This is a genomic window from uncultured Maricaulis sp., assembly GCF_963976135.1.
In the GTDB taxonomy this organism is placed as follows: domain Bacteria; phylum Pseudomonadota; class Alphaproteobacteria; order Caulobacterales; family Maricaulaceae; genus Maricaulis.
The window spans coordinates 1-3,801 of sequence record NZ_CAXBKN010000154.1 but is presented as its reverse complement, the minus strand read 5'-3'; the positions used below and the strand labels follow the sequence as shown (position 1 = coordinate 3,801).

General features: G+C 67.3%; 3 protein-coding genes and 1 pseudogene. 3 read left to right on the top strand and 1 reads right to left on the bottom strand.

The window, feature by feature from the left end:
• From AAC023_RS13920 to AAC023_RS13910, 3 genes are all read left to right on the top strand, one after another.
• Positions 1-1,046 (top strand): PLP-dependent aspartate aminotransferase family protein (locus AAC023_RS13920; RefSeq protein ID WP_339741800.1); only part of this gene is annotated, 1,046 nt, incomplete at its 5' end.
• An 84-nt stretch (positions 1,047-1,130) separates the two neighbouring features.
• Entirely contained in the window at positions 1,131-2,591 is a 1,461-nt protein-coding gene (gene rfaE1, locus AAC023_RS13915) for a D-glycero-beta-D-manno-heptose-7-phosphate kinase (protein WP_339741798.1), read from the top strand.
• The gene (locus AAC023_RS13910; RefSeq protein WP_339741796.1) at positions 2,578-3,108 is read left to right on the top strand and encodes an HAD family hydrolase; all 531 of its coding nucleotides are present in this window, start codon (positions 2,578-2,580) and stop codon (positions 3,106-3,108) included. The genes rfaE1 and AAC023_RS13910 overlap by 14 nt, the downstream gene beginning before the upstream one ends.
• Positions 3,109-3,580: 472 nt before the next feature.
• Here the strand turns inward: AAC023_RS13910 and AAC023_RS13905 are convergent.
• Positions 3,581-3,801 (bottom strand): annotated as a pseudogene (locus AAC023_RS13905) (glycerol kinase); the annotation flags it as partial.

Below are 3,801 nucleotides of genomic sequence, written 5' to 3'. Positions count from 1 at the left end.
GCCGCGAGGACCCGGCGGTGCAGCCGGCCTTCGACTATGCCCGCACCGGCAATCCCGGGCGCTCGACCCTCGCCGCTGCCATCGCCGAGCTGGAACACGCCGCCGGCGCCGTGGTGACCTGTTCGGGCATGGCGGCGATCGATCTTCTGCTGCACGATCTGCCGTTTGGCGCCCGGGTGATCTGTTCGCACGACGCCTATGGCGGCACGCGCCGCCTGCTCGATGCGCGTGGCCGCGGCGGACGCCTGCTGCCGGTCTATGTCGAGACATCCGACACCGCAGCCGTCGCCGCAGCGCTGAGAGAGCCCACCGCCCTGGTGCTGGTGGAAACCCCGTCCAATCCGCGCCTGCGCATTTCCGATCTGCGCGCCATCGCCGATCTCGTCCATGCAGCCGGGGCCGAGCTGGCGGTCGACAATACCGTGCTGTCGCCGGCGCTGCAGCGGCCGCTCGATCATGGCGCGGACTATTCGGTCCAGTCGGTGACCAAACTCCTCAATGGTCATTCCGACATGGTCGGCGGCGTCGTCTGTGTCGCCGATGCCGACAAGCTCGCCAATCTCGTCTGGTGGACCAATTGCGCCGGCATTGGCGGCGGTGCCTTCGACAGCTATCTCGCCCTGCGCGGCCTGCGCACCCTGGCGCTGCGGGCAAAAGCCCAGTGCGAGAGTGCGAGCGAGATCGCCGCCTGGCTTCAGGCCGATCCGCGCATTGCCGCGATCGACTTTCCCGGCCTTGCCAGCCATCCCGGCCATCAGCTCGCAGCGCGGCAGCAGGACGGGTTCGGGCAATTGATTTCGATCCAGCTCGCCGACGGTGTCGCCGATGCGCGCGATGTCGTCCGGCGGCTGCAGGTCTTCACCCTCGCGCAATCGCTCGGCGGCGTGGAGAGCCTGGTCAATATCCCGGCCCTGATGACCCATGCGGCGATGACGCCGCAGGCGCGTGCCGAGGCGGGCATATCCGACAGTCTGGTCCGCCTCTCCATCGGGCTGGAAGCGCCCGCCGACCTGATCGCCGATCTCGACGCCGCACTCGCCCCGTAGCCGGGCCTTTCACTCGGCCACGCCTCGCCCTATACCTTGGACTCCAAACGAGTTTGACGATCCGCGATGCGGCCAGGGGTATGCATGTCGAGACAGAGCGAATGGATTGACGCCTTTGCCGGTGTGAAGCTGGTCGTGTTCGGCGATGTCATGCTCGACCGCTATACCTTCGGCGACTGCAATCGCATTTCGCCGGAAGCGCCGGCCCCGGTTTTCCTGGCCCAGCGGGTCGAGGAAATGGTCGGCGGCGCCGGCAATGTCGCGCGCAATATCGCCAGCCTTGGCGGCCAGGCGGCGCTGATCGGCGCCATCGGTCATGACAGTGCCGGCCTCGCCCTGATCGCCGCCGCCGACGACACGCGCGGCCTCACCCCGCACCTGGCCAGAACCGATGCGGCGCGCACGGCCGTCAAGAACCGCTTCGTCGCCAAGAACCAGCAAATGCTGCGCGTCGATGAGGAAGATATCGTCGATCTGCCCGACATCACGGTGGAGGCCCTGTTCGCGCATCTCGACACCCAGCTGGAGGGCGCCGCAGCGCTGATCCTGTCGGACTATGCCAAGGGCGTGCTGTCGCGCCCGACGATTGCCCGCGCTGCCGCCATGGCCCGGGCGCGCGGCCTGCCGGTGATCGTCGATCCGAAATCACGCGATCTCGCGCGCTATCGCGGCGCCACCGTCATCACCCCCAATGCCAAGGAAGCCGAAGAGGCGACCGGCCTCGATTGCCACAGCGATGATGGCGCTGCCGAGGCTGCGGCCCTGATCGCGCAGCAGACCGATTGCCCGGTCGTCGTCATCACGCGCGGCCCGCAAGGCATGACGGTGCGCTCCTTCGACGGCACCATTCATCACATGCCGACCGCGGCGCGCGAAGTGTTCGACGTCTCCGGCGCCGGCGATACCGTCGTCGCCGCGCTGGCCCTGGCGCTGGCCTGTCACGCCCCGATCGAGATCGCCGCCGAACTGGCCAATCGCGCTGCCGGCATTGTCGTCGGCAAGGTCGGCACCGCCACGGTGAGTGCTGCCGAGCTGCACCGCACCCTGCAGAGCGGCGGCACCGGCGCCGACAAGATTGCCGACCTCGCCGGCGCCGCGAAAGCGTGCCGAGACTGGCGCGCCACCGGACAGCGCACGGTCTTCACCAATGGCTGTTTCGACCTTCTCCATCCCGGCCATGTCAGCCTGCTCGCCTTCGCCAAGGCGCAGGGCGACAAGCTGATCGTCGCGGTCAATTCCGATGCCTCGGTCAAACGCCTCAAGGGCCCCGACCGCCCGGTCCAGAGCGAACATGCCCGCGCCGTGGTGATGGCCGCCCTGCGCGATGTCGATCTGGTCGTGGTGTTCGACGAGGACACGCCGCTCGAGGCGATCACCGCCATCGGACCCGACGTGCTGGTCAAGGGCGCCGACTATGCCGGCAAGACGGTGGTCGGTGCCGATGTCGTCACCGCGCGCGGCGGCATGGTCGTGCTGGCGCCGCTGCTGGACGGGCATTCGACCACGGCCTCGATCGGCCGCGCCGGCCGCAATGCCGATGCGTGAGCCCTTCCTCGTCTTGCTCGACCGCGACGGCACGATCAATATCGACCGCAAATATCTCGGCGACCCGGCCGGCCTGGAATTCCTGCCCGGCGCGATCGAGGGGCTGACGGCGCTGCGCGATGCCGGCGCCGTCCTAGCCATTGTCACCAACCAGTCCGGCATCGGCCGCGGCCTGTTCGACCGTGAACAGGCCGACACCGTCAATCAGCATCTCCTCGCGATGCTCTCTGCCCATGGCATCGAGATCGCCCATGTCGCGCTGTGCCCGCACACGCCCGATGACGGCTGCAACTGCCGCAAGCCGGCGCCGGGCCTGGCGCTGGAAGCCGCTGCGGCGACCGGCCTGCCGCTGGAGAACGCCTGGGTGATCGGCGACAAGACCAGCGATACCGGGCTGGCGGATGCTGTCGGGGCGCGGGGGATTTTGATCACCGGCGATCCGCTGGGTTCACCGGCGGAGCATTTCACGGCGGGCGATCTGGTCGAGGCGGCGGGGATCATTCTGAGGGAGGGATGAAGCCCCGCGCTTTTCTCCCAAAAACACAAAAAACTTGTCATCCCTGACGGATGCCCCGCGAATGCGGGGCGCAGATCAGGGACCCAGAACCACCGTCGATAATCCATACGCACTGGACAGTCACATCGTCGCTGCCTCGGCGCGGAAGCCACATCCGTCGGGCGTCTGGGTCCCTGATCTGCGCCCGGAACGCTCCGCGCCCGGGCATCCGTCAGGGATGACAAAAATTGTTGTTTTATGGTGGGATAGAGGGCATTTGCCCCCGAAACCAACAATCCACTTCCCCCGGAGGAGCGTAGCGAATTCCGGGGCCTGCCGAAGCTGGGCGAGCTTTCTCGACTCCCCTCCGGCAGACCCCGGAACAAGTCCGGGGGAATGTGCGTCGCTCATCATTTGCTGCGGTCACCAAATACAAAGCTTCGTCATCCCTGACGGATGACAAACTATTGTTTTTATGAAGTGAAGCGCCCCCTCACCCCGTCCGCACCCGCCCGACAGCATCCTTCCACCCGGCCCGCATCCGTGTCCGATGCGCAGGCTCGCAAGCCGGCTTGAATTCCCGGTCCGCTTTCCAGATCGCGCGCCCATCCTCGAGCTTGCGGAACAGGCCCGCGCCGAGGCCCGCCAGGAAAGCCGCGCCCCAGGCGGTGGTTTCGGTGTTTTTCGGGCGGACGACTTCGATGTCGGTGAGGT